The organism is Streptomyces sp. NPDC005803, from assembly GCF_040630435.1.
Lineage (GTDB): Bacteria > Actinomycetota > Actinomycetes > Streptomycetales > Streptomycetaceae > Streptomyces.
In genome coordinates this window covers 1-22,343 of sequence record NZ_JBEXXO010000026.1, presented here as the reverse complement: position 1 = coordinate 22,343, position 22,343 = coordinate 1, and the positions used below count along the sequence as shown (strand labels likewise).

19 protein-coding genes and 1 other RNA gene are annotated in these 22,343 nt (G+C 72.7%); 5 read left to right on the top strand and 15 right to left on the bottom strand.

Annotation, left to right across the window (positions count from 1 at the left end):
• Positions 1-28: 28 nt before the first annotated feature.
• Positions 29-406 (top strand): VOC family protein, encoded by a 378-nt coding sequence (locus tag ABZ454_RS30275; RefSeq protein ID WP_359542679.1) that lies wholly within the window; start codon positions 29-31, stop codon positions 404-406.
• Between the two features lie 87 nt (positions 407-493).
• Here ABZ454_RS30275 and ABZ454_RS30270 read toward each other — a convergent pair whose 3' ends face one another.
• From ABZ454_RS30270 to ABZ454_RS30235, 8 genes are all read right to left on the bottom strand, one after another.
• Complete coding sequence (locus ABZ454_RS30270) at positions 494-1,141, bottom strand: SGNH/GDSL hydrolase family protein (RefSeq protein ID WP_359542678.1); 648 nt, start codon at positions 1,139-1,141, stop codon at positions 494-496.
• Positions 1,142-1,213: 72 nt separating this feature from the next.
• A complete protein-coding gene (locus ABZ454_RS30265; RefSeq protein WP_359542677.1) occupies positions 1,214-2,053 on the bottom strand; it encodes a TIM barrel protein in 840 nt (279 codons plus the stop codon).
• Positions 2,054-2,155: 102 nt separating this feature from the next.
• Complete coding sequence (locus ABZ454_RS30260; protein WP_359542675.1) at positions 2,156-3,583, bottom strand: polysaccharide lyase 6 family protein; 1,428 nt, start codon at positions 3,581-3,583, stop codon at positions 2,156-2,158.
• Positions 3,584-3,611: 28 nt separating this feature from the next.
• Positions 3,612-5,042, bottom strand: coding sequence for a polysaccharide lyase 6 family protein (locus tag ABZ454_RS30255; protein WP_359542673.1), 1,431 nt, complete (start codon positions 5,040-5,042; stop codon positions 3,612-3,614).
• Positions 5,043-5,090: 48 nt separating this feature from the next.
• The gene (locus ABZ454_RS30250; RefSeq protein ID WP_359542671.1) at positions 5,091-6,431 is read right to left on the bottom strand and encodes an alpha-L-fucosidase; all 1,341 of its coding nucleotides are present in this window, start codon (positions 6,429-6,431) and stop codon (positions 5,091-5,093) included.
• A gap of 54 nt (positions 6,432-6,485) precedes the next feature.
• Positions 6,486-7,352, bottom strand: a complete 867-nt coding sequence (locus ABZ454_RS30245; RefSeq protein ID WP_356322181.1) for a carbohydrate ABC transporter permease — start codon at positions 7,350-7,352, stop codon at positions 6,486-6,488.
• The gene (locus tag ABZ454_RS30240; protein WP_359542669.1) at positions 7,349-8,320 is read right to left on the bottom strand and encodes a sugar ABC transporter permease; all 972 of its coding nucleotides are present in this window, start codon (positions 8,318-8,320) and stop codon (positions 7,349-7,351) included. The genes ABZ454_RS30245 and ABZ454_RS30240 overlap by 4 nt, the downstream gene beginning before the upstream one ends.
• Complete coding sequence (locus ABZ454_RS30235; protein ID WP_359542667.1) at positions 8,317-9,645, bottom strand: sugar ABC transporter substrate-binding protein; 1,329 nt, start codon at positions 9,643-9,645, stop codon at positions 8,317-8,319. The genes ABZ454_RS30240 and ABZ454_RS30235 overlap by 4 nt, the downstream gene beginning before the upstream one ends.
• A gap of 391 nt (positions 9,646-10,036) precedes the next feature.
• On the opposite strand from ABZ454_RS30235, the gene ABZ454_RS30230 reads away from it, so the two are divergent.
• A complete protein-coding gene (locus tag ABZ454_RS30230) occupies positions 10,037-11,047 on the top strand; it encodes a hydroxyacid dehydrogenase (protein WP_359542666.1) in 1,011 nt (336 codons plus the stop codon).
• A gap of 420 nt (positions 11,048-11,467) precedes the next feature.
• Here the strand turns inward: ABZ454_RS30230 and rnpB are convergent.
• The 3 genes from rnpB to ABZ454_RS30215 all read right to left on the bottom strand — a co-directional run bounded on the left by rnpB (position 11,468) and on the right by ABZ454_RS30215 (position 14,233).
• An RNA gene (gene rnpB, locus ABZ454_RS30225) (RNase P RNA component class A) lies at positions 11,468-11,869 on the bottom strand.
• A 225-nt stretch (positions 11,870-12,094) separates the two neighbouring features.
• Positions 12,095-12,622 (bottom strand): TetR/AcrR family transcriptional regulator, encoded by a 528-nt coding sequence (locus ABZ454_RS30220; protein ID WP_359542663.1) that lies wholly within the window; start codon positions 12,620-12,622, stop codon positions 12,095-12,097.
• A gap of 168 nt (positions 12,623-12,790) precedes the next feature.
• On the bottom strand, positions 12,791-14,233 hold the full coding sequence (locus tag ABZ454_RS30215; RefSeq protein ID WP_359542661.1) for an RNB domain-containing ribonuclease: 1,443 nt from the start codon (positions 14,231-14,233) through the stop codon (positions 12,791-12,793).
• Positions 14,234-14,403: 170 nt separating this feature from the next.
• Between ABZ454_RS30215 and yaaA the strand changes: the two genes are divergently transcribed.
• Together yaaA and eda are read left to right on the top strand one after the other, a co-directional pair.
• The gene (yaaA, locus tag ABZ454_RS30210) at positions 14,404-15,204 is read left to right on the top strand and encodes a peroxide stress protein YaaA (protein WP_359542659.1); all 801 of its coding nucleotides are present in this window, start codon (positions 14,404-14,406) and stop codon (positions 15,202-15,204) included.
• A 102-nt stretch (positions 15,205-15,306) separates the two neighbouring features.
• Positions 15,307-15,927 (top strand): bifunctional 4-hydroxy-2-oxoglutarate aldolase/2-dehydro-3-deoxy-phosphogluconate aldolase, encoded by a 621-nt coding sequence (eda, locus tag ABZ454_RS30205; protein ID WP_359542657.1) that lies wholly within the window; start codon positions 15,307-15,309, stop codon positions 15,925-15,927.
• Between the two features lie 389 nt (positions 15,928-16,316).
• On the opposite strand, the gene ABZ454_RS30200 is transcribed toward eda, so the two are convergent.
• From ABZ454_RS30200 to ABZ454_RS30185, 4 genes are all read right to left on the bottom strand, one after another.
• On the bottom strand, positions 16,317-17,573 hold the full coding sequence (locus tag ABZ454_RS30200) for a bifunctional RNase H/acid phosphatase (protein WP_359542656.1): 1,257 nt from the start codon (positions 17,571-17,573) through the stop codon (positions 16,317-16,319).
• On the bottom strand, positions 17,573-18,316 hold the full coding sequence (locus ABZ454_RS30195; RefSeq protein WP_356322194.1) for a C4-type zinc ribbon domain-containing protein: 744 nt from the start codon (positions 18,314-18,316) through the stop codon (positions 17,573-17,575). Before ABZ454_RS30195 ends, ABZ454_RS30200 begins: the two co-directional genes overlap by 1 nt.
• Complete coding sequence (locus tag ABZ454_RS30190; RefSeq protein WP_359542654.1) at positions 18,313-19,149, bottom strand: Nif3-like dinuclear metal center hexameric protein; 837 nt, start codon at positions 19,147-19,149, stop codon at positions 18,313-18,315. Before ABZ454_RS30190 ends, ABZ454_RS30195 begins: the two co-directional genes overlap by 4 nt.
• 223 nt (positions 19,150-19,372) lie before the next feature.
• Complete coding sequence (locus ABZ454_RS30185; protein WP_359542652.1) at positions 19,373-20,416, bottom strand: iron-siderophore ABC transporter substrate-binding protein; 1,044 nt, start codon at positions 20,414-20,416, stop codon at positions 19,373-19,375.
• Between the two features lie 197 nt (positions 20,417-20,613).
• On the opposite strand from ABZ454_RS30185, the gene ABZ454_RS30180 reads away from it, so the two are divergent.
• Positions 20,614-21,903 carry a hypothetical protein gene (locus ABZ454_RS30180; RefSeq protein WP_359542650.1) on the top strand — a complete coding sequence of 430 codons (1,290 nt, stop codon included), beginning with the start codon at positions 20,614-20,616 and terminating at the stop codon, positions 21,901-21,903.
• Positions 21,904-22,343 lie beyond the last annotated feature (440 nt).

Below are 22,343 nucleotides of genomic sequence, written 5' to 3'. Positions count from 1 at the left end.
CCACCGCCGGCCACCTCCAGGAGTCACGATGTCCGTCCGCCGCGTCGTCCCCAACATCCCGACCGGCACCGGCGGCGAAACCGGTACCGACCCCGCGGCCATGCGCGCCAACGCCGCCTTCTACGGTCTCCTGGGCTTCGAGGAGGTCATGAACCACGGCTGGATCATGACCCTCGCCTCCCCCTCCCGCCCCACGGCCCAGATCAGCGTCATGACCGCCGACCGGACCGGCCCCGTCACCCCGGACCTGAGCGTGGAGGTGGCGGACGTGGACGCGGCGTACGCGGCGATGGCGGAGGCCGGCGCGGAGATCGTGTACGGCCCGCAGGACGAGGAGTGGGGCGTGCGCCGGTTCTTCGTACGTGATCCGAACGGGCGGGTCATCAACGTCCTGGGCCATCGCTGATCCGGACGGCGGCGGCACCGCCGGCGGGACCGCCGGGCCTCGCGCCGCCCGGACCACGCGCCCGGACACGGCCCCGCCGGCAGACCGCTACCGCACCGGGTCCGGGGCCGGGGAGCCGACCGCGGCGAGCCAGGCATCGGCGATCAGCCGGTGTCCGAGGGGGGTCGGGTGGACGCCGTCCCCGGCCAGCTCCGCCGCCGGCCGGTCCTGCGCCGCGCGGGGCAGGAGGAGGTCGGCACGGACGACCTGGGCCCCGTTGTCCGCGGCGGCCCGCAGGACGGCCTCGGTCCGCGGCGCCAGGTCCTCGAACCAGTCCTCCTGCCCCGGCAGGACCGGGAGGAGGAACGGGGTGATGACGACCAGCCGTGCGGAGAGCTCGTGCGCGGTCCTGGCGAGCAGACGGTCGAGGCAGGCGCCGAACTCGGCGACGGGGCTGAGGAGACCCCCGTCGTAGCGCCGCCAGGTGTCGTTGATGCCGATCTTGACGGTGACCACGGTGGGCCGGTGGCCGATGACGTCGGTGGCCCAGCGCGGTTCGAGGTCGTACACGCGCTGGCCGTTGATCCCCCGGTTGATGACCCGGGGGCCGGGCCCGCCGGGCGCCCGGCCGCGCAGGGACCGCGCGATCTCGTGGACGTAGCCGTTGCCGAGTGACGTGGCATCCGCCCGGTCGCGGCCCGCGTCGGTGATGGAGTCACCGATGAACAGGAGGGTGTCGTCGTCCTTGATGTGCATGTCTGCCGTCCTGGCGTCGAGGTGGGGCGGGGTGGGCGGGACTCTCCTCGTGCCCCGCGCACGTACAGTCAACTACGTCCGGCCCGGCGGGGTTCGTGCCGCGGCGCGCCTCAGCGTCGCGGCCTCGCGGGTCAGCACCGCGGGATCGTCGCCGGGGACGAACTCCAGGAGCGCCTCGACGCCCCGGCCGGCCAGCAGGCCGAGGGCGGCGGTCCAGAGGCCCTCCCGGTCCGCCAGCGGGAGCCGGGTGTTGCCCGGCCACCACGAGAAGGCGTGCACGGCGGCGACCCGGTCGCCGAGCTCGGCGAGCCCCGCCAGCGCCTCCTCGTCGGGGGTGTCGAGCGGGGGCTGCCAGTACGTACGGACGTTGTCGGCGTCCACCTCGTCCAGCAGCCGGACGGTCGAGGCGACGGAGTCGGTGAGCGTCCCGCCGTGGAACTCCGTCGCGAGTCCGAGGCCGTGGTCCGCGGCGATCCGGGCCGCCTCCCGCAGACAGCGCACGGTCGCGTGCCGCTGCTCGGGCAGGGCGTACCGCGATCCGGTGGCGCCCGCCCAGACCCGGACCCGCTCGGCCCCGAGCAGGGTCGCGGCCCGGGCGACGGCGGGGAACCCGGCCAGTTCGCCCGGGGTGGCGCGGAAGTACGAACCGTAGGAACAACAGGCCAGCCCGTAGCGGTCGGAGGCCTCCCGCACCGTGCGGACGGCGCCGGGCTCCTCCGCGGGCGCGTGCACGTCCGCTCCCCACTCGATCACCTCCAGGCCCGCGTGCGCGGCGTACCGCGCGACCTCGATCGCGGGCAGCCGGCGGTAGGTGACCGAGCACAGGCCCAGCCTGGTCCGGCCCGCGTCCGGCCCGGCCGGCGGGCGGACCGGGGCACGGCCCGCCGCACCGCGGCCACTCTTCTCGTTCATGGCACTGCCTTCCTGCGGTGGGCCCGCGGGGGTGTCGTACGGTCCGCCCGGACGGGGCGGGCGGACCGGCGCCGGTGGGCGGTGCCCCGTCACCGGTGCGGCTCAGGCGGCGTTCGGCCCCACGTCCGCGGCGGTGAGAGGGCGGCGGAGCGCGGGCGCCGTCGCGTACTCGTCGGCGCCGATGTCCCGTACGCTGCCGCGCTGGTCCCCGTCGATGTCGTCGGCCACCACCGTGCCGCCGAGCGTGGCGGCGCCGATCGCCGGGCTGGCCGGCGTCAGCCGTTTCACACCGTCCGCGCCCTGGGCGAGGCGGGGGTCGGCCCTGGTGAAGCCCCCGCTGGGGATGTTGCCGTTGGCGGCCGCCCCCCAGAGCAGGTTGGACTGCCAGGTGAAGCCGGAGGTGGCTCCCATCGCGACGAGGCTTCCCGTGTCGCCGACCAGCAGGTTGTCGGCGACGACGACGTCCTGCGGCGCGTACGTCCGGGTCTCGCCCACGAGCGTGCCGGTGTTGCCGATCAGGGAGTTGTGAGCGATCACGGCGCGGTCGCAGGCGTCGTTGCCCCGCCGCTCGGCCTCCGTCTCGCCCGCGTGGTGATCGCGCGTGGTGCCGCTGCCGATCACCAGGGCCCGGCCGGACAGCCCGCTGAGGTAGTTGTTGACGATCTTGTGGTCGTTGCCGTAGACCCGCACCCCGTCGGTGCCGTCGATCAGGTGGTTGCCCTCGACGGTGGAGCGGTTGCCGTGCCGGAGCACGATGCCGCCGCGGCTGTCGCGAATGGTGTTGTACCGGATGGTGTTGTCCGAGGACTTCACGGAGATGGCCTCGGGGTCGCCGTCGCAGCGCTCGAACAGGTTGTACTCGACGTACGCCTTGGCAGCGGACAGGGCCCGGCCGCTGACGCCGAGGCGGATGGGCTCGCCGCCGTTGGCCCCGGTGAAGCTGTGGTCGGAGAAGTGGTTGCGGAAGACGTGCAGGTTCTGGGCCATGGCGGTCGAGCCGGGGCCGTCGACGACGATGAAGATGCCGGCCGTGGTCTTGTCGTGGAAGTGGTTGCGGTCGATCTTCGTGTCGTCCGCCCGGACGACGACCCAGTACGGATCGCCGCTGTCCGCGAACTGGAAGTCGTTGCGGGTCAGCCGGATCGCCGAGCAGTCCGCCGGGATCTCCAGCGTGGTGCTCTGCCGGAAGGAGAAGCCGCTGAGGACGATGTTGCTCGAACCGCTGAGCACGAACCCGCGCTCGCCGCGCAGCACTGCTCCGCCGCGGCTCTTGGAGACGATGGTGAGGGGCGCGGAGTCGGTGCCGTTCTTGCCGGTGATGTTGATGGAGCTTCCCGGGGGGACCGTGTAGGTGCCGTCGGCGACGACGATCCGGTCACCGGGTGCGGCGCCGTTGATCGCGCTCTGGAGCGCGGCCAGGGAGGAGACCTGGATGTCGGCCGCCGACGCGCTCCCCACCGCCGAGGTGGTGAGGGGGACGGCGGTGAGTGCGGCCACGGCGGTGCTTCTGAGGAACGTGCGTCGTTGCATGGTGCCTCCTGCGTCGGGGGGAAGGGGGTCAGGCGGCCTCGGGGCCGACGTCGGCCGGGGTCAGGGGTCCGCGCCTCGGTGCCCGGCGGGAGTACTCGTGCGCGCCCACGTCCCGGGCCCGGCCGCGCGGCTGGCCGTCGATGTCGTGGGTGACGGGCGGCCACCGGAGCGTGCCCGCGTCGATCGCGGGGCTGTCGGCGGCCGGCCGGGCGATGCCGTGCGGGTCCGTCACCAGCCGCGGGTCGGTCCGGGTGCCGCCCCCGGCGGGCATGTTGCCGTCGGCGGCGGCGCCCCACAGGAGGTTGCCCGACCAGGTGAAGCGCACGGTGTTCGCCATCTCGACCAGAGCGCCCGTGTCCGCGACGAACAGGTTGTCGGCGACGGTGACGTCCCGCGGCTCGTGCGGGCGATGACTCTCGCCGGAGAGGGTGCCGTTGTTGTTCACCAGGGTGTTGCAGACGATGAGGACACGGTCGGGGGCGTCGTTGCCGCGGCGGCTCTCGGGCGACTCGCCGGGCAGGTGGTCGCGTTCCGAACCGCTGCCGATCACCAGGGCGCGCCCGGACAGGCCGGCGAGGTAGTTGTTGACGATCACATGGTCGTCGCCGTAGACGCGCACCCCTTCCGTGCCGTCGACGAGGTGGTTGCCCTCCACCCGGTTGCGGTTGCCGTGCCGCAGGACGATGCCGCCGAAGCTGTCACGGATGGTGTTGTGCCGGATGACGTTGTCCGAGCTCTTCACCGAGATCGCCTCGGGGTCCCCGTCGGCGCGCTCGAACAGGTTGTACTCCACGACCGCATGGGCACTGGACAGCGCCCGGGGGCTGACACCGAGCCGGATCGGCTCGCCGCCGTTGGACCCGGCGAAGGTGTGGTCGGAGAAGTAGTTGCGGTACACGTGGACGCGCTGGGCCATCTCGTCCGTACCCGCGCCCTCGATGCCGAGGTAGATACCGAGTGTGCTCTTGCCGTGGAAGTGGTTGTGGTCGACCGTGCTGTCGTCCGCGCGCACCATCACGTAGTGCATGCCCTCGATGTCGGCCAGGTGGAAGTCGTTGCGGGTGAGCCTGATGTGCGAGCAGTCCGGGGGGATGTCCAGGGTGCTGCTCTGGCGGAAGGAGAAGCCGCTGAGGGTGATGTGGCTGGACGCTTCCATGACGAAGCTGTGTGCGCCGTCCAGGACCACGCCGCCGCGGGTCCGGGCGGCGATGGTCACGGGTGCGCGCTCGGTGCCCCGCTTGTTCCGGATCACGAGGGGGCTGTCCGGCGGGACGGTGTAGGCGCCGTCGGCGACGACGATCCGGTCACCGGGCCGGGCGCGGTCGATCGCCGCCCGGAGCTCGTCCAGGGTGCGGACGGTCGCCGGGGCGGTCGCGCTCGCGGTCAGCGGTCCGCCGACGGGGGCGGCGGCCAGGGCCGCCCCCGCTGCGGTGCCCATGAGGAACGTGCGGCGTTGCATGGTGCCTCCGTGAGTGTGCGGGTGGTCGGATCTTGTTCCGGCCTCGGCTCAGGCGTCGGCCGGGGTGTCCAGGAACAGTTCGATGACGGGGACGGGGGTGTCGGGGCGCCGGACCGGGATCTGGAGCGTGAGCGTTCCGGCCGGCTGTCCGCCCATCTCGGTGTTGAGCGCGGGCCGGCCAGGCTCGATGTGGACCGGGATGATCTCGGACGCGTCGTCGAGCAGCTGCGCGTACCGCACCCGGCCGGCGAGGCCGGGCAGGTGCAGGTGGCGCAGCGGCCATGCGAAGAGGTGGACGTAGAGCCGGTCGCCGCGCTGGGTGTAGCGGCATTCGGCGGGCGCGGTGTACGCGGACGGGCCGCAGCCGCGGATCGACCGTTCGTGCAGCTCCGTCCACCGGCCGATCTCGCCGAGGACCTCGGCGTCGCGCGGGTCGAGATCGCCGCGGCCGGTGGGGCCCACGTTGAGCAGCAGGTTGCCGCCCTTGGACACCCCGTCGACGAGCATCCGGATCAGCAGGTCGGCGCTCTTGCGGTCGAGGTTGTCGCGGTCGTAGCCCCAGCTGCCGTTGAGCGTCTGGCAGGCCTCCCAGACCACGGGGCGCCCGTCCTCGGTCATGGGGCCGGAGGGCTGGTACTGCTCGGGGGTGACGAAGTCCCCGGGAAGGCCGGTCCGGTCGTTGACGAGGACGTGCGGCTGGAGTGCGCGGATCATCTCCAGGAGCTTCGGGGAGTCCCAGTCGTCGGGTCCCTTGCCGCCCCACCAGGTGCGCCCGGCGTACGAGAAGTCGAAGAACAGGTAGTCGACGCGGCCGAACGACGTCAGCAGTTCACGGACCTGGCCGTGCAGATAGCGCTGGTAGTCACGGATGTCCCGGTCGGCATGGGCCGCCTTGAACTCCTCGTCGTCGCGCTGCGGGTGGGTGCCGTCGACGGGGAAGGAGGGGTGGTGCCAGTCGATGAGCGAGTAGTAGAAGCCGACCTTGAGCCCTTCGGCGCGGCACGCCTCGACGAACGGCCCAACGAGGTCACGGCCGTGCGGGGTGTTGGTGACCTTGTACGCGGTGAGGGCGCTGTCCCACAGGCAGAAGCCGTCGTGGTGCTTGGTGGTGAGGACCACGTACCGCATGCCGGCGGCCTTCGCCGCCCTGGCCCAGCGGACGGGGTCGTAGCGGTCGGGGTCGAAGTGGTCGAAGTAGACCTGGTACTGCTCGTCGGTCAGCTTCTCCCGGTTCTTGACCCACTCGTGGCGCGCGGCGAGGGAGTACAGGCCCCAGTGGACGAACATGCCGAACCGGGCGGTGGTGAACCAGGTCGTCTCCGGGGCTCCTCCGGGAGCCGGGGTCACGGGCGGGTGCGCCTGCGGGGTGGGGGCAGGGCTCGGAGTCATGGGGCATCGCTCTTTCTCGTGCACGGGGCGGGGGGGGCGCGGGGCTCCGCGGGGTCAGCCCTTCAGCGCGCCGGAGGACAGGCCGCTCACGAAGGAGCGCTGGAAGAACAGGAAGACGATCACGGAGGGCAGCAGGGCCAGCAGGGAGGCGGCCATCACCACTCCGGGGGTGACGGCGGGGTCGATCCGCAGGGTCCGCAGCGCCAGGGGGAGCGTGTACGAGGAGGAGTCGGTGGAGACGAGGAGGGGCAGCAGGTACTGGTCCCAGATCATGGTGAAGCCGAACACCCCGATGACGCCGAGGGCGGGCTTGCACATCGGGAGGATGATCTGGGCGAAGATCCGCAGGTCTCCGGCGCCGTCGATGCGGGCGGCCTCCTCGAGTTCGCGGGGCACGTCCTTCATGAACTCGGTCATCACCAGGATGGAGAATCCCCAGGCGCCCAGCGGGACGATCATTCCGGCGAGGGTGCCGATGAGGTTGAAGTGGACGACCGGCAGGTCGGCCAGGATCAGGGACAGCGGCAGGGCCAGGATCTCCTCGGGCAGCATCAGCGTCGCCAGAATGGCGACGAGCACCAGCGCCATCCCGGGGAAGACCTTCCGGGCCAGCGCGTAGCCCGCGAGGACGGAGACGGCCACCTGGAGCAGCAGCCCGAAGCCGACCACGAAGAACGAGTTCAGCAGGTACGTGAGCACCCCCTGGTCGAACGCGATCCTGAAGTTGTCCAGCGTGACGCCCGAGGGGATGACGCTCAGCTGGGTCGGGTCCTTGACGTGGCCGAAGGCACTGACGAGCAGGGCCAGCAGGGGCCCCGCGAACACGGTCAGGACCAGCAGATAGGTGACGGCCTTGACGATCCGTCCGCCGACGCTCCGGCTCTCGGTCAGGCCCAGCGCGGTCTCGGTCTGCGCACTCACTTGCTCTCCCTCCGCCGCAGCAGCTGGACGACGACGGTCAGGATCAGCGTCGCGGCGAACAGCAGGACCGCTCCCGCCGCTCCGACGCCGAGCCGGTTCTGCTCGAGCCCGAGCTTGTAGATGAGGGTCATGACGACCTCGGTGGAGCCGTCGGGTCCGCCGTTGGTGAGCAGGAACACCTCGGTGAACACCCGCAGTCCGCGGATCGCGGCCAGGATGAACAGGATCGAGAAGACCGACCGCAGGCCGGGCACGGTCACGTGCCACACCCGCTGCCGCCTGGACGCCCCGTCGACCTTCGCGGCCTCGTACAGACCGCGGTCCACGCTCGTCAGACCGGCGAGGATGATCATCATGTCGTAGGGGGCGCCCCGCCAGACGCCGGTGAGCATGATGGAGGCCATCGAGGTGTCGGGGTCGTTGATGAACCCCGACGGGCCCAGTCCCACCAGGCCGAGGAGGGAGTTGAGCATGCCGTCCCCGGTCGGGTGGTACATGATCCGCCACAGTTCGGCGACGACCGCGAGGGGCACCACGACCGGAAGGAAGGCCGCGGAGCGCACGAATCCGAGCCGGCGGCTCTGCCCCTCCATCAGCAGGGCGAGCGCGAGGCCCAGTGCCATCGAGCCGGCCGTCTGACCGGCGGCGAGGACGACCGTGTGCCACGCGGCCTCGCGGAATCCGTGGGACTGGAGCACCGTGGCGTAGTTCTCGGTGCCGACCCACTTGTTCCCCAGGTAGGGCTGAACCTCCTGGAAGGACATGGTCAGTGCGCTGGCCATGGGGATGAACTTGAAGTACAGGAAGAGGAGCAGTGCGGGGGCGAGGAACAGCCAGGGCGTCCACCACCGGCCCGATCTGCGGCTGCGCCCCGGGCGTCCGGTGACCCCGCCGCCCGGGCGGCCCGATTTCCGGGGGGCGGAGCCGGCCGACGCCAGGGCGGCCGGTTCCGCCTGGTCGAGGGTCATGACGCGGCGATCCCCTGCTCCTCGAGGATGTCGGCGAGCTGCTTGTCCAGCTCCCCCAGCTCGGCCTTGGTGTCCAGGCCGCAGTCGGCCATGAGCGCGTTCACGGTGTCCGCCGTCGCCTGGCGCACCGGGGTCCAGTTGGGGATGGAGGGCGCGTACCGCCCGGAGTCCTGGTACGCCTGGGCGTAGGTCTTCCAGCGGGGGTCGGGGCGCACCTGGGTGATGTCGACGGTCTTGTTGACGGGCAGCTGCACGGTGTACCCGGTGGCGCCCGCCATGCCCGTCTTCTGGCCCTCGGCGGAGACGGCGAAGCCGGCGAAGGCGTCCTGGCCGGCCTGGTTGTCGGAGCCGGCCATCAGGTAGACCGAGCCGCCCTCGGCGAGGACGGTGGCGTCCTTCGGCCCCTTGGGCATCGGCACGACCTCGTACGTGTCCTTGCCGAGGGTCTCGTCGAAGCGGGGCAGCAGGTACGGGCCGACGACGAACATGCCGGCCTTCCCCGCCTCGAACGTCTCGTTCGTCGGCGGGGTGTCCATGGTCACGGCGCCGGGCTGGATGGCCTTGGTCTTGCAGCCGAGGTCACGGAACCACTGCATGGCCTCGACCGACGCCTGCGTGGTCATCGCGGGCTTGTACGTGCCCTTGCCGGTCTCGGTGATGAAGTCGCCGCCCGCGGCCCAGAGGAAGTTGGAGAAGTACCAGGAGGCGTACCCGCGTTTGGTGGACAGCGGGGCGGCGAGGCCGGCGGTGTTCTTCCTGCCGTCGCCGTCGGGGTCCTGGGTGGTGAAGGCCTTCGCCATCGCGGCGAAGTCGTCCCAGTTCTCCGGGACGTCGAGCTTCAGCTTCTGCCGCCAGTCCTTGCGGATGAGCAGCGCGGACGCCTGGGCCGAGTACGGCAGGCCGTACTGCTTGCCGTCCACGCTCTTCCCGGAGTCCAGCCCCTGGCCGATGATCTGCTTGCTGTCCTTGATCTTGTCCAGGTCGATCTCCCGGAGCAGACCCTGGCTGTGCATGGCTCCGAGCTGCGTCACGTCGTTCATGACGATGTCGGGGAGCTTCTTCTGGGCCGCCCGCTGCTGCAGCTTGGTCTCGAAGTCGTCGAAGATGGCGGTGACCTCGACCTTGTAGCCCGTGGCCTTCTCGAAGGCGGCGGCGAGCTTGAGCGCCCCCTGCTCCCCCGGTCCGCCCGGTGTCGTCCTGGTCCAGAGCTCCAGAGGCGCCTTGGAGTTCTGCTTGGCATCCACTCCCGCAGGCCCGGACGTACAGCTGGTGAGCACCAGTGCCGAGGCGAGAACTCCGGCACCGACCCATCGCGATCTCTGCATGACAACTCCCGTTTTCGCCGCATCACAGTTGGCCTGGAAAGCGCTTGCTGGGACGGTAACGGGGTCCGAATCCGGGGTCAATAGTCCGATGAATACAAAACACGTCGACGGGTCGGCGCACCTGCTTTGCCCATACCAGCCCCTGACACCCCCTCAATCCTGCCTGTACAGGGGGCGAACCGCCCGGAGCGCCGAAGACCGGACATCCGAGCTTTACGTACAACCTGTTCAGTGATCCGATGTATGGTCCCTGCGAGCCTCCGCACGGAGTAGCGAACAGGCCACACCAATCCACGACATCCAGTCAGACATTTGTCCCCATGCCCGAGCAGGGAACGCAGCCGTCCGGCTGTCGGTCCGCCTCGGCCAGGCCAGAGGAGACCGACCCGACGTGAACGCACCGGCCCCCGCACTCTCAGCCCTGCTGGTCATGGAGGAAGAACGCCGGGCGGACGTGTATCCGCCCGAGGTCCTGGCCGGGATCGGCCGGCTCGCGCACTTGCAGCGACCGCCCCTCACCCGGCAGGAACTCGACGAGGACCCCGAGGTGCTGAGGGGGGTCGACGTCCTGCTCACGGGCTGGGGCGCCCCCGTCCTCGACACCGCCTTCCTGTCGCATGCCACCGGACTGCGGGCCGTGCTCGTCGCGGCGGGTTCCGTCCGGCACCTGACCACGCCCGCCTTCTGGGCGCGCGGCATCCCGATCGTCTCCGCCGCCGCGGCCAACGCCGTCCCGGTGGCGGAGTTCACCCTCGCCCAGGTGCTCCTCGGGCTGAAGCAGACCCACCGCATCGCGCGGGAGGTGGCGAGCAGCCGCCGCTTCCCCCGCGATCCCGACGTCCCCGGCGCCTACCGGTCACGGGTGGGCCTGTTGGGGCTCGGTCACATCGGCCGGCTGGTCGCCGCCCACCTCGCCCGCTTCGACGTCGAGGTCCTCGCCACGGATCCCGTCGCCTCCCCGGACACCGCCCGGCAGGCGGGCGTACGACTGGTCTCGGCCGAGGAACTCTTCGCCACCTGTCACGTCGTCAGCCTCCACGCCCCGCTCCTGCCGGAGACCCGCGGCACGATCGGAGCACGCCTGCTGAACTCCCTGGGTCCGGGCGCGACTCTGATCAACACCGCGCGGGGCGCGCTGATCGACGAGCCGGCCGCCGCGCGGGTCCTGCGCGCCAGGCCGGACCTCACGGCCGTACTCGACGTCACGCATCCCGAGCCCCCGGCCCACGATTCGCCACTTTTCACCCTTCCCAACGTCGTCCTGACACCACACCTCGGCGGCGCGCTGGGCGCCGAACGCCACCGCCTCGGACAGCTCGTGCTCGACGAACTCCGCCGCTTCGTCCGGGCCGAGCCGCTCCAGCACGCCATCGACCCCGCACGCGCCGCGTCACTGGCCTGACCCGGAACAGGCCCTGCCGCCACGGCTCGCTCCCCCAGGACTTCCGGTGTGCGGACGTCCCGCGAGGCGGCCATGCTGTACCGAATGCCCAGGTCCGGGCAAGCCCGATCGGGAGCCTTTTCACCGGCACGCAGTCCAGGGGCACCACGTAAGCGAAACGTCAGCGAAACGTCAGCGAAACGTGAGCGGGACGCCAGTGGGACGTAAGCGGTGAGAGCGAGAATGCGACGCGGGCCATAACCTCGGACCCCACTCGCTCCGCTTATTTCTTTTCTCCAGCGCGGCGACATAACCGCGCGGATATCGACGCGCGGAGCCCGGTCGACCCTTTTTCAGGTGAATTTCCACGGCAGGGTGATGACAGAAGAGACCTCTGACCGGTGGTTTTGCTGGCGGCCAGAAGTCGGAGAATGGGTACGGCAGACGAGTCGGGCTGTACGCCGGGTTCTGTCGCCCGGTCACCTCGCGGCGGCCGGGGAGACGGCCATCCATCTAGGACCGGCATTGCTGCCGGTCTCGTGCGGTCTACCCGCGAACTCGGGCGGGCCGCCCTCGAACGTTCGCGCAGGGCCGCCTTGCGACGGCCCCTCTTGACCTTGCTCCGGGTGGGGTTTACCTAGCCGCCTGAGTCGCCTCAGGCGCTGGTGGTCTCTTACACCACCGTTTCACCCTTACCGGGGACCGGAGTCCCAGGCGGTCTGTTTTCTGTGGCACTGTCCCGCGGGTCACCCCGGGTGGCCGTTAGCCATCACCCTGCCCTGTGGAGCCCGGACGTTCCTCGGGAGGGTCCGAAGATCCTCACGCGGCCGTCCGCCCGGCTCGTCTGCCGTGGGGCCCATGCTACCCGCCCGGCCGGGGCCGGCCGACAGGGCGAGCGGGCGCCTCAGATGAACGCCCCGGTCTCCAGATCGAGCGCGAAGGGCCGCTTGCCCGTGCGGTCGGCGGCCGGCTTGGACGAGCGGGGAACGGGTGATCACCTCATCGGGGGATCCGCCGTCCCCGAGATGAGAGGTGTACCCCCGATGGGCACAGGACGGCGCGCGGGTGTCAGAGGCGGACCGGGGCGAAGGCCGCGATCCCCGCCGTCCAGGCCGCCGAGACGTCGGATTCCGCCGGGAAGCGGCCGTTGAGTTCCATCGCGACCATCCCGTGGGCGAAGGCCCAGGCCGCCCTGGCGAGCCCCTCGTCGCCGGCGAGGGCGCGGAAGAGGGGTGCCGCGGCGCGTTCCTCCAGTTCCTGCCGGAGGGGGTGGCCGGTGGTGAGCCGGTAGAGGTGGGGGTGGGCCAGAGCGTGGGTGCGGTACGCGGCGGCCAGCGCCGGGAAGGAACCGGGGGCCGTGGCCTCGGCGGCTTCGAGCGCCTCGGCCGTCTCCCGGAGCATCGCGTCGGCCAGGGCGTTCACCACGGAGGACTTGTCCGGGAAGTGCTTGTAGAGCGAGGGTGCCGTGATGCCCACGCTTCCGGCGAGGCGGCGCATCGTGAGGGCCTCCGGGCCCTCTCGCTCCAGCAGGGTGCGCGCGGCGGCGAGGATCTGGCGGGCGCGATCGGTGGCGGGCGGGGCCGCGAGATCGGTCATGCCGGTCCTCCTGTTCCTGCGGGCCCGGGGTGCGGGGCCGAAGGCGCGATCGTACGAGACGGTCGGGCCGGCCGCGCCGCTGGGCTTCGTGCGGCCGCCCGGCGGCGGGAGGCAGCCGGGCGGGGTCCGCGTTCCCCACCGGGGATCCCTGCCCCGCGGTCGCGCGCCTTACGCCGGCGCGAACAGCACCTTCGACGATCCCGGGTCCGCCTGGGTGAGCCGGACCCGCAGCCGCTCCCCCAGGGGAAGTGCGGTGGTGCCGCCCTCGATGCGGGCGACGATCGCCGGGTCCTCGATGTGGACGGTGCCGGTGGTCGGCTCCCGCTCCTTCACGTCCACCACGTACGCGTCGAAGACCGAGCCGACCCGGTCCTTGAGCAGCGCCGCCTCGACGAGGTCGACGCATTCGCGTTCCACCGTGTTGGCGCGCCGGGTGCCGTCCGCCATCTCCGCGGGCAGGCCGGGCAGCGCGGTCAGGACCCACTCGGGCGGATCGTGCTCCGCGGCGGCGGCGACGCACAGTTCGGCCGCGTACCGGTCGACGAGGCGGCGCAGCGGTGCGGTGCAGTGCGTGTAGAGGTCGGCGACGGCGGCGTGCACCGCGGGGGTGGGCAGCGCGCCGTTCTCGAAGACGGTGTAGCCGGCGCCGCGCAGCAGCGTGGTGCACTCCTGGAGGAAGGCCGCGTGGGTGGTCCTTCGCGGGTCGAGGGAGCGGACGACCTGCGCGTACGGCACGTGGTGCGGCCAGTCGATGTGCAGGGCCTCGGCCGAGCGGCGCAGGCGGGCCACCGCGCCGTCGGGAGCGACCGGGAGCGTACGCAGGATGCCGGTGCCGGCCTCCCGCATCAGCCGGGCCGCGGCCATGCCGGTGAGCAGTGAGATCTGGGCGTTCCAGCCGTCGGCGGGGAGCGGGGCGCGGTAGTCGAGGCCGTAGGCGCCGTCCCGCTCGACGATCTCCTGTTCGGGCACGTCGAGGGAGATGCCGCCGCGGGCGATCTCCTGTTCCTCGCGCAGCGTGCCGATGTCCTTGAGCAGCGCGAGGGGCTCCTCGGCGGTGCCCGTGTCGATCTGCCGCTGCACGCCCGCGTAGTCGAGCTTGGCGCGGCTGCGTACGAGGGCCCGGCGCACCCGGGTGGCGACGGCGCGGCCCTCCGCGTCGAGGTCGATCTCCCAGAGCACGGCCGGGCGGGTCTCGCCGGGCAGGAGGCTGGCAGCGCCCTCGGAGAGCGTTTCGGGGTGGAGCGGCACCTTGCCGTCGGGGAAGTAGAGGGTGTTCACCCGGCGATGGGCCTCGGCGTCGAGCGCGCCGCCGGGGCGTACGAAGGCCGCGACGTCGGCGATGGCGTAGTGCACGCGGTAGCCGTGGGTCCGGCGTTCCAGGTGCATCGCCTGGTCGAGGTCGGTGGAACCGGGCGGGTCGATGGTGAGGAAGGGCAGATCCGTGGCGTCCTCGTGCCCGGAGACCACCGGGTTCCGCGCCGCTTCGGCCGCTTCGGCCCGTACGTCGGCCGGGAAGCCGTCGGGGAGGCCGAGCTCGGTGCGCAGCGCGCGCAGGGCCGCCCGCAGGGGGGTGTCCGCTGCGCCGGTCATGTGGAGGTGGCGGCGGGGCATGGACCGAGCGTAGGGCGGGGCGGGGCGGGCGGCATCCCGGGCGGCGGCTGGCCGGCTGCCGCTTCCCCGTACGCTGGCGCGAGGGGCTTCGACGGATCCGGGCGCCGCACCGCGGGGACGCGTGGGCGCGGGCCGGGCCCCTTTTTCCGTACGTACGAAGGAGAACCGCCGTGCTCGTGCTGTTGCCGCCCTCCGAAGGAAAGGCCGCCTCGGGGCGCGGAGCACCCCTGAAGCCCGAGTCGCTCTCGCTGCCCGGTCTGGCCGGTGCGCGGGCCGCCGTGCTGGACGGGCTGGTGGAGCTGTGCGCGGCGGACGAGGAGAAGGCCCGCTTGGTGCTGGGGCTCAGCGAGGGGCTGCGCGGCGAGGTCGCGAAGAACGTCGAGCTGCGGACCGCGGGCGCGCGTCCGGCCGGCGAGCTCTACACCGGGGTGCTGTACGACGCCTTGGACCTGGCCTCCCTGGACACGGCCGCCCGCCGCCGGGCCGGAAAGTCGTTGCTGGTCTTCTCCGGACTGTGGGGCGCGGTGCGGGTGGGTGACCGGATTCCGCCGTACCGCTGCTCGATGGGGGTGAAGCTGCCGGGGCTCGGCGCGCTGGGGGCGTTCTGGCGCGGGCCGATGGCGGAGGTCATGCCGGAGGCGGCCGGGGACGGCCTGGTGCTGGACCTGCGCTCGTCCGCGTACACCGCGGCGTGGAAGCCGAAGGGCGCGGTGGCGGAGCGCACGGCGAGCGTGCGGGTGCTGCACTCCCAGCTGGTGGACGGGGTGGAGAAGCGGTCGGTGGTCAGCCACTTCAACAAGGCGACGAAGGGGCGGATGGTCCGCGATCTGCTGCGGGCGGGGGCCGGGCCGAAGGATCCGGAAGAGCTGGTGACGGTGCTGCGTGACCTCGGGTACGTGGTGGAGGCCGGGGCGCCCGCACGGCCCGGGCGGCCGTGGGAGCTCGATGTGGTGGTGACGGAGATTCACTGACCCGGGCCGGACGCCCGGGGCTCCGGAGCGCCAATCTTCCGGCTGTTGCACCATGCGCAACGCTCGTTGCGTGTGATGCGGTGCGCGGGGCAGGATGAGGCCATGACCTCCTCCGTACTGGACCTCGCCCCCGTCGTGCCCGTCGTCGTGCTGGAGGACGCCGGTGACGCGGTGCCGCTCGCCCGGGCCCTGGTCGCGGGCGGGCTCCCGGCGATCGAGGTGACGCTGCGGACCGCCGCCGCCCTGGACGCCATCAAGGCGATCGCGGCGGAGGTGCCGGACGCGGTGGTCGGCGCCGGCACGGTGATCTCGGCGCGGAACGTCTCCGAGACCGTGGCCGCGGGCGCCCGGTTCCTGGTCAGCCCCGGCTGGACGGACGCGTTGCTGGACGCGATGAAGGAGTCGGCGGTGCCGTTCCTGCCCGGCGTCTCGACGACGTCCGAGGTGGTCGCGCTGCTGGAGCGCGGGGTCACCGAGATGAAGTTCTTCCCGGCGGAGGCGGCGGGCGGCACGGCCTATCTGAAGGCCCTCTCCGCCCCGCTCCCCCAGGCCAGGTTCTGCCCGACCGGCGGCATCTCGCTCGCCTCGGCGCCCTCCTACCTGGCGCTGGCGAACGTCGGCTGCGTGGGCGGCAGTTGGATGGTCCCCGGCGACGCGGTGGCCGCCCGGGACTGGTCCCGGGTGGAGCGACTGGCCGCCGGGGCGGCGGCGCTGCGCGGCTGAGCGTCACAGACCGCGGAGAACGGCGGGCGGGTTCCGTCAGGGCGTCCGCGCCGGTCGCCCGGTCACCGGTCGCGGTGCGCCGAACTCGTCGCGATGCGCATGCATGCTCCCCGGCAGCCGGGGCACGAGACCTTGTAGGTACGTGACCCGGACTCCGGGATCCCCGGGTTCCGGCAGGCAATCCCCCGGCCTGCCGGAGCCGCCCCGGCCCCATCGGCCTCCCCCCGGCCGATGGGGCCGGGTGCTGTCCGGGCCCGGCTTCGGGCTCCTCTCCCGGCCGCCGTCTGCGGGCGGGGCAGGCGCCCCTGCGGAGACTTCCGACCGCCTGCCCCGCGCTCACCCGCGCCGGGCAACGCACCCCGTGCGGCCGGCATGTGGCCGGCCCGGCGTTAGCGCAGGTGGGAGGTGTCGTTGAGCAGCCGTACGGAGGCGTTGCCGTCCGCGTAATAGGCCACCGCCGACACGGACGCCGCCGACAGCTCCATCCGGAACAGCGACTCCGGCGGTGCGCCCAGCGCCAGCCGGACGAGGGTCTTGATGGGCGTCACGTGCGTGACGACGAGGACCGTGCGGCCGGCGTAGCGGGTGACGAGGCGGTCGCGGGTGGCGGCGACGCGGCGGGCCACCTCGGCGAAGCTCTCGCCGCCTCCGGTGGGGGCCGCCTTCGCGGAGGCGAGCCAGGCGTCCAGATCGGCGCCGTACCGTTCCCGGACGTCGCCGAACGTCAGCCCCTCCCAGGCGCCGAAGTCCGTCTCGCGCAGCCCTTCCTCGATCCGGACCTCCAGCCCCAGCCGGGCCGCGACCGCACCGGCCGTCTCGCGGCAGCGGCGCAGCGGGGAGCTGACGATCTCCTGGACCGTCCCCCGGGCGGCGAAGGCGTCGGCGGCGCGCTCGGCCTGCCCGCGGCCGACGGCGGAGAGCTCGGGGTCGCTGCCGCCGCTGCCGGAGAACCGCTTCTCGGGGGTGAGGGCGGTCTCGCCGTGGCGGAGCAGCACGAAGGTGGCGGGCGTTCCGAGGTCCGGGGCGGCGCCCCAGCCGACCTGCGGCGTGGCAGCGGCCGAGGGAGCGGGGCGGTTCAGCGCCGCCCTGGCCCTCGCCGCACCGGCCGCCGCGTCGCCGGGCGGTCCGGAGACCGGTGGCAGGGCGGCGGCCACCGAGGACCTCGGGGTGTCGAGGTCCGCCGTCGAGGACGAGGGCTCCCACTGCCTGCCGCGCTTGCCCGCGTCCATCGCCTCGTTGGCCAGCCGGTCCGCGTGCTTGTTCTTCTCGCGCGGGATCCACTCGTACGTGACGGCGGACGCCGGCAGGACGCGGGCGGCCTCGGCGGCGAGCGGCTTCATGTCGGGGTGCTTGATCTTCCAGCGGCCCGACATCTGCTCGACGACCAGCTTGGAGTCCATCCGGACGCGGACCTGCGGACCGTCGTCCGCCGGCCCGTCCGGCAGCAGCGCGCGCACGGCGCGGAGTCCGGCGATGAGGCCCTTGTACTCCGCGACGTTGTTCGTCGCGACGCCGATGTACTCGGCGGCCTCGGCCAGGGTCTCCCCCGTCGCCGGGTCGATGACGACCGCGCCGTAACCGGCGGGCCCCGGGTTGCCCCGGGAGCCGCCGTCGGCCTCGACGACGAACTGGCGCGGCCGCGTCATTACAGACCCGAGTCCGCGGTGCGGACCAGGATGCGGTGGCAGTTCTCGCAGCGCAGCACCGTGTCGGGGGACGCGGCCTTCACGTCGTTGACCTCGGTGATGTTGAGCTCCAGCCGGCAGCCCTCGCAGCGGCGCTGGTAGAGGCGGGCGGCGCCCACCCCGCCCTGCTGGGCGCTGAGCTTGTCGTACAGCTTCAGCAGGTCCGCGGGAACGGAACCGGCGACGACCTCGCGCTCCTTGGTGACCGTCGCGGTCTCCGCGTCGAGCTCCTGCGTCGCGGCGTCGCGGCGGGCGGTGGCGTCGTCGACCTTGGCCTGCACGGCGGAGACCCGGTCGGTCAGCTCGGCGACCCGCTCCTGGGCGGACTCGCGGCGTTCCATGACCTCGAGGACGACGTCCTCCAGGTCGCCCTGGCGCTTGGCGAGGGAGACGATCTCGCGCTGGAGGCTCTCCAGGTCCTTGGGCGAGGTGACCGCGCCGGAGTCCAGGCGCTGCTGGTCGCGGGCGGCGCGCTGGCGCACCTGGTCGACGTCGTGCTCCGCCTTGGTCTGCTCGCGGGCGGTGTCGCTCTCCTCGGTCGTCGAGGCGACGAGGAGGTCACGGAGCTGGGCGAGGTCGGCCGTGAGCGACTCGATCTCGGCGTGCTCGGGCAGGGACCTGCGCCGGTGCGCGAGCTGGGAGAGACGCTGGTCGAGGGCCTGGACGTCGAGGAGTCGGATCTGGTCGGCGGGCGCGGCGTTCAGTTGGGGGCTCCAGAAGAGTGGTGGGTGGTCCAGGGGTCGGTGACCTGCTTCGAGACGTGGACCCGCAGGTCCCATCCGTGGCGGTCGGAAATCGCGTCGAGCTGCGTGGCGGCCTGCTCGCACCACGGCCACTCGGTGGCCCAGTGTGCGGCATCGACCAGGCCGAGCGGCGAGTGCTGGACGGCCTCGGAGGCCGGGTGGTGGCGCAGGTCCGCGGTGAGGAAGGCGTCCACGCCCGCCCCGCGCACCGCGTCGAAGAGGCTGTCGCCCGATCCGCCGCTCACCGCGACGGTCCGCACGAGGGCCTCCGGGTCGCCGGCGAGGCGGATGCCCTGCGCGGTGGCGGGCAGCCGGGCGGCGGCACGGGCGGCGAACGCGCCGAGGGTCTCGGGGTGGTCGAGCGTGCAGATCCGCCCGAGGCCGCGGCGGCCGGCCCGGTCCGTGGGGTCCGGGACCAGGGGCCGCTCCACGCGCAGGTCGAGGGCGTCGGCCAGGGCGTCGGAGACGCCGGGGTCCGCGGAGTCCGCGTTGGTGTGGGCGACGTGCAGCGCGATGTCGTGCTTGATGAGGGTGTGCACGACCCGGCCCTTGAAGGTGCCGGCCGCGACCGTCGTCGTCCCGCGCAGGTAGAGCGGGTGATGGGTGACGATCAGCTGGGCGCCGATTTCCCTCGCCTCGTCGGCGATCGCCCGCACGGGGTCGACGGCGAAGAGCACCCGGTCGACCTCGGCGTCCGGGTCACCGCAGACGGTGCCGACCGCGTCCCATCCTTCGGCCCGCTCGGGCGGCCACAGGGCGTCGAGCTCGGCGATGACTTCAGACAGACGGGGCACGGAGCAAAGGCTACCTGGCCGCCGTGCCCCGCATCCCATGGCCGGTCGGACCGGTGACATCGGGCCGCCGGCCGGTCATGCGGCGTGACGGTCCGATCCGCGCCCCCTGACGCCCCGGACCGTCGCGGCGCGGCGCGGCGCCGCGCCGGGCGACTGCGAGGCCGCCGCCCCGGGCACGGGCCCGCCACCCGTGCGAGCCCGCCGCCCGCCGGGCGCGGGGCCGCTACTTGACGAGGTCCGCGCGCAGGTCGTCGAGGACCAGGTTCGCGGCCGTGACGCCGAGGCCGAGGTACCAGGTCTCGTCGGAGACGTTCTTGGCCCGGCCCTCCTTGACTGCCGTGAGGTTCTTCCACAGCGGGTTGGCCTGGGCCGTGTCGCGCTCGGTGGCCTTCACGTCGCCGTACACGCCGGTGAAGATCCAGTCGGCGTCCGCCTCGTCGATCTTCTCCGGGCTGATCTCCGCGGCGAGCTCGTCGATCCGCTGGTTCTCGGGCCGCGGCAGGCCGGCGTCGTCGAGGATGGTGCCGATGAAGGAGGCCTTGGCGTAGAGGCGGATCTTGTCCGGGAGGTAGCGGACCATGGAGATGGTCGGCTTGTCCGGGCCGATGTCCTCGCCGAGCTTCTTCGCGTTCGTCTCGTAGGCGCCGAGCGCCGACTTCGCCTTGGCGGTCTTGTCGAGCGCCGCGGCGTTGAGGAGGTAGTTCTCCTTCCAGGTGAAGCCCGGACGGATGGAGAACACGGTCGGCGCGATCTTGGACAGCTCGTCGTACTTGTCCGCGGCGCGCAGCTGGCTGCCGAGGATGAGGTCGGGCTTGAGCGCGGCGATCGCCTCGAGGTTGAGGTTGTTGATCGTGCCGACGCTCCTGGGGTCGCCCGCGTCCTTCTTCAGGTACGACGGAATCGCCGCGTCGCCCTCGGAGGGGGCGTAGCCCACCGGCTTCACCCCCAGCGAGACGACGTTGTCGAACTCGCCGACGTCGAGGACGACGACCCGCTTCGGGGCGGCCTTGAGTTCGGTTGTGCCCATGGCGTGCGTGACGGTACGGGGGAACGTGCCGGCCGGGGCGTCGGTGCCGTACGCCGCGGTCTTCTTCGCCGCGTCGCCGAAGTCCTTGCCGCCCGTCGCCACCGCGGCCTTCTTGTCGCCGCCGGACCCGGACTTGCCCGAGGCGCCGGAGGTGCCGTCGTCGCTCCCGCAGGCGGAGAGGGACAGGGCGGCCACTACGGCCAGGCCGACTGCGGCGGTGCCGCGGCGACGAAGGGACATCACTTGCTCCAGTCGGGGGTTACACAGATGACACTTAGGAATGCCTTACCTTAGACACCCTTAACCCCGCAGGCACAACCACCCCCGTCTTCTCAGGCGAACCCGGGCATCACCACCCTTATGTGTGAAGTGGCACGGCTCGTGTTGTTCGGCAGCAAGTGCGATAACTAGCTTCGGTTGCCGGAGGTGACGAGTCGATGACTGCCTGTGCCATCGAGGACGGGACCGCGGAGGCGGCCGGAACCGGCGAGACGGTGGAGTCGGAGTCCGACGAACCGGCCGGAGCCGAGGAGGCGCCGGATCCGGCCGGCGGCGCGGCGGATGCGCCGCAGCCGAGGGAGCCGGCCCCAGGCGAATCGGTCCTGCCCGCGTTCACGATCACCGCGGACGGCGCCTACGCGGCGCGTCTCACGGCCGCCCGTGACACCACCGGTACGAGGGCCGGGGCCGCCTGGTACGCGGAGCGCTGGACGCTGGACGGCCCCGAGCCGTACGCCGTACCGCTTCCGCTGGACCAGCCGGAGGAGGCCGACTCGCAGGTGCTGCCGCTCGCCGACGGGCGGGTGCTGATCCGGCGCCGGGTCGCCGGCCGGCACGCCTTCTCGCTGCTCTACCCGACCGGGCCCGGCACCGGTGAACTCCCGCTGGGCGCGGTCGCGTGCGACGGGCTGACCCTGCTGCCCCCGTCACCGGACGGCGTCAGCGCCTACGCCCTGTCCCCCGGCGCGTACTCCACCGGGCTCTGGCGGGTGGCGGGCGGCACGTTCGGGCCGGAACACCTCGCGGACCTGCCCGGGCACTGTTCCGGCGGGGTCTGGCTGGACCGGGCGGGCCGGCTGCTGGGCCTGGACCGCGAACCGGCGGGCGGCGGCCCGGTGAAGGCGGTCGCGGTGGACCTGGGGCGCGGGTCCGAGATGACGCCCCTGCTCCAGATCACGCCGGACAGCGACGACCGGCTGCTGCTCGCCGATCCGGACAGCGGTCTGCTGCTGATCCGTTCCGACGCGCCGGGGCACGACCGGCTCGGCTGGGGGGTGCTGGGCAGCTGCCTGCCGGTGCGGTTCCCGGAGTGCCTGCGGCTGCCGGACGCCGCCGTGACGCCGTTCGCGGTGCAGCCGGGGCAGACGCTGATGCCGGAGAGCTGCGCGGTGGCCCTGCGGATCGACGGGGCGGCGGGGACCTGGGCCGGGATCTGGCGCCCCTCGGGCCGTCGGCTGCACCAGCTGGCCGTGCCCGAGGGCTGGCTGGCGGGCAGCGGGATCTGGTCGCGCGAGGGCGTGCTCAAACTGCCGTACGCGGACGGGGAGACGGCCTGCGCGGTGGCGCTCCTGACGGCCCCCGCCGACGGGGAGCCCGCCGAGGGCGCCGCCCCGGCGGGCCGCGCGGAAAGCGGTAGGCAACCCTCCGCCGCCCTGGCGCCTCCTCCTGTGTGTAAACCGGTTCCTCTGGGGCAGGCGCCTCTCGTGGGGCGTACGGCACCTGACTAGAGTTGGCCCGGGGATCTCACGCGACCGCGCACCGCGGTCGCCGGGGGTGACCGTTCCCGGCGGTGGTGCGAGAGCCCCGGACACCAGCACATAAGCGATCACAACGGGGTGACTTCCCAGATGTCTGAGGCGCGATCCGACACGACCCAGACGCGTCCGCCGGGGGCGGACGCACCAGGGGCCGGAGCCGGCGGCTCCGGAAAGCACCGAGGGGGTGTGGCGACGGACGACTCGGCAGCACAACCGCTCGGCCGCCACCGCCGCCCCTCCGAAGGGGGCAGCAGGGCGGCCTGAGCGCCGCACAGGAAGAGCGACGAGGAAGAGGAGGGCCCTCGCGACCGGCCGGTCGCGAGGGGCCAAGACCCGGGGAGCGCGGCGCCGGGGCAGCCCCCCCGGGGACCCCCCCCCACCGCCCCCCCCCACGACACGTCAGGGGGCCG

Coding starts and splice junctions, on each gene's coding strand:
- ABZ454_RS30235 (WP_359542667.1), bottom strand. CDS start 9,645: ATGCAGAGATCGCGATGGGTCGGTGCCGGAGTTCTCGCCTCGGCACTG.
- eda (WP_359542657.1), top strand. CDS start 15,307: ATGACCTCCTCCGTACTGGACCTCGCCCCCGTCGTGCCCGTCGTCGTG.
- ABZ454_RS30200 (WP_359542656.1), bottom strand. CDS start 17,573: ATGACGCGGCCGCGCCAGTTCGTCGTCGAGGCCGACGGCGGCTCCCGG.
- ABZ454_RS30180 (WP_359542650.1), top strand. CDS start 20,614: ATGACTGCCTGTGCCATCGAGGACGGGACCGCGGAGGCGGCCGGAACC.
- ABZ454_RS30260 (WP_359542675.1), bottom strand. CDS start 3,583: ATGCAACGACGCACGTTCCTCAGAAGCACCGCCGTGGCCGCACTCACC.
- ABZ454_RS30185 (WP_359542652.1), bottom strand. CDS start 20,416: ATGTCCCTTCGTCGCCGCGGCACCGCCGCAGTCGGCCTGGCCGTAGTG.
- ABZ454_RS30275 (WP_359542679.1), top strand. CDS start 29: ATGTCCGTCCGCCGCGTCGTCCCCAACATCCCGACCGGCACCGGCGGC.
- ABZ454_RS30255 (WP_359542673.1), bottom strand. CDS start 5,042: ATGCAACGCCGCACGTTCCTCATGGGCACCGCAGCGGGGGCGGCCCTG.
- ABZ454_RS30215 (WP_359542661.1), bottom strand. CDS start 14,233: ATGCCCCGCCGCCACCTCCACATGACCGGCGCAGCGGACACCCCCCTG.
- ABZ454_RS30240 (WP_359542669.1), bottom strand. CDS start 8,320: ATGACCCTCGACCAGGCGGAACCGGCCGCCCTGGCGTCGGCCGGCTCC.
- ABZ454_RS30250 (WP_359542671.1), bottom strand. CDS start 6,431: ATGACTCCGAGCCCTGCCCCCACCCCGCAGGCGCACCCGCCCGTGACC.
- ABZ454_RS30265 (WP_359542677.1), bottom strand. CDS start 2,053: ATGAACGAGAAGAGTGGCCGCGGTGCGGCGGGCCGTGCCCCGGTCCGC.
- ABZ454_RS30270 (WP_359542678.1), bottom strand. CDS start 1,141: ATGCACATCAAGGACGACGACACCCTCCTGTTCATCGGTGACTCCATC.
- ABZ454_RS30220 (WP_359542663.1), bottom strand. CDS start 12,622: ATGACCGATCTCGCGGCCCCGCCCGCCACCGATCGCGCCCGCCAGATC.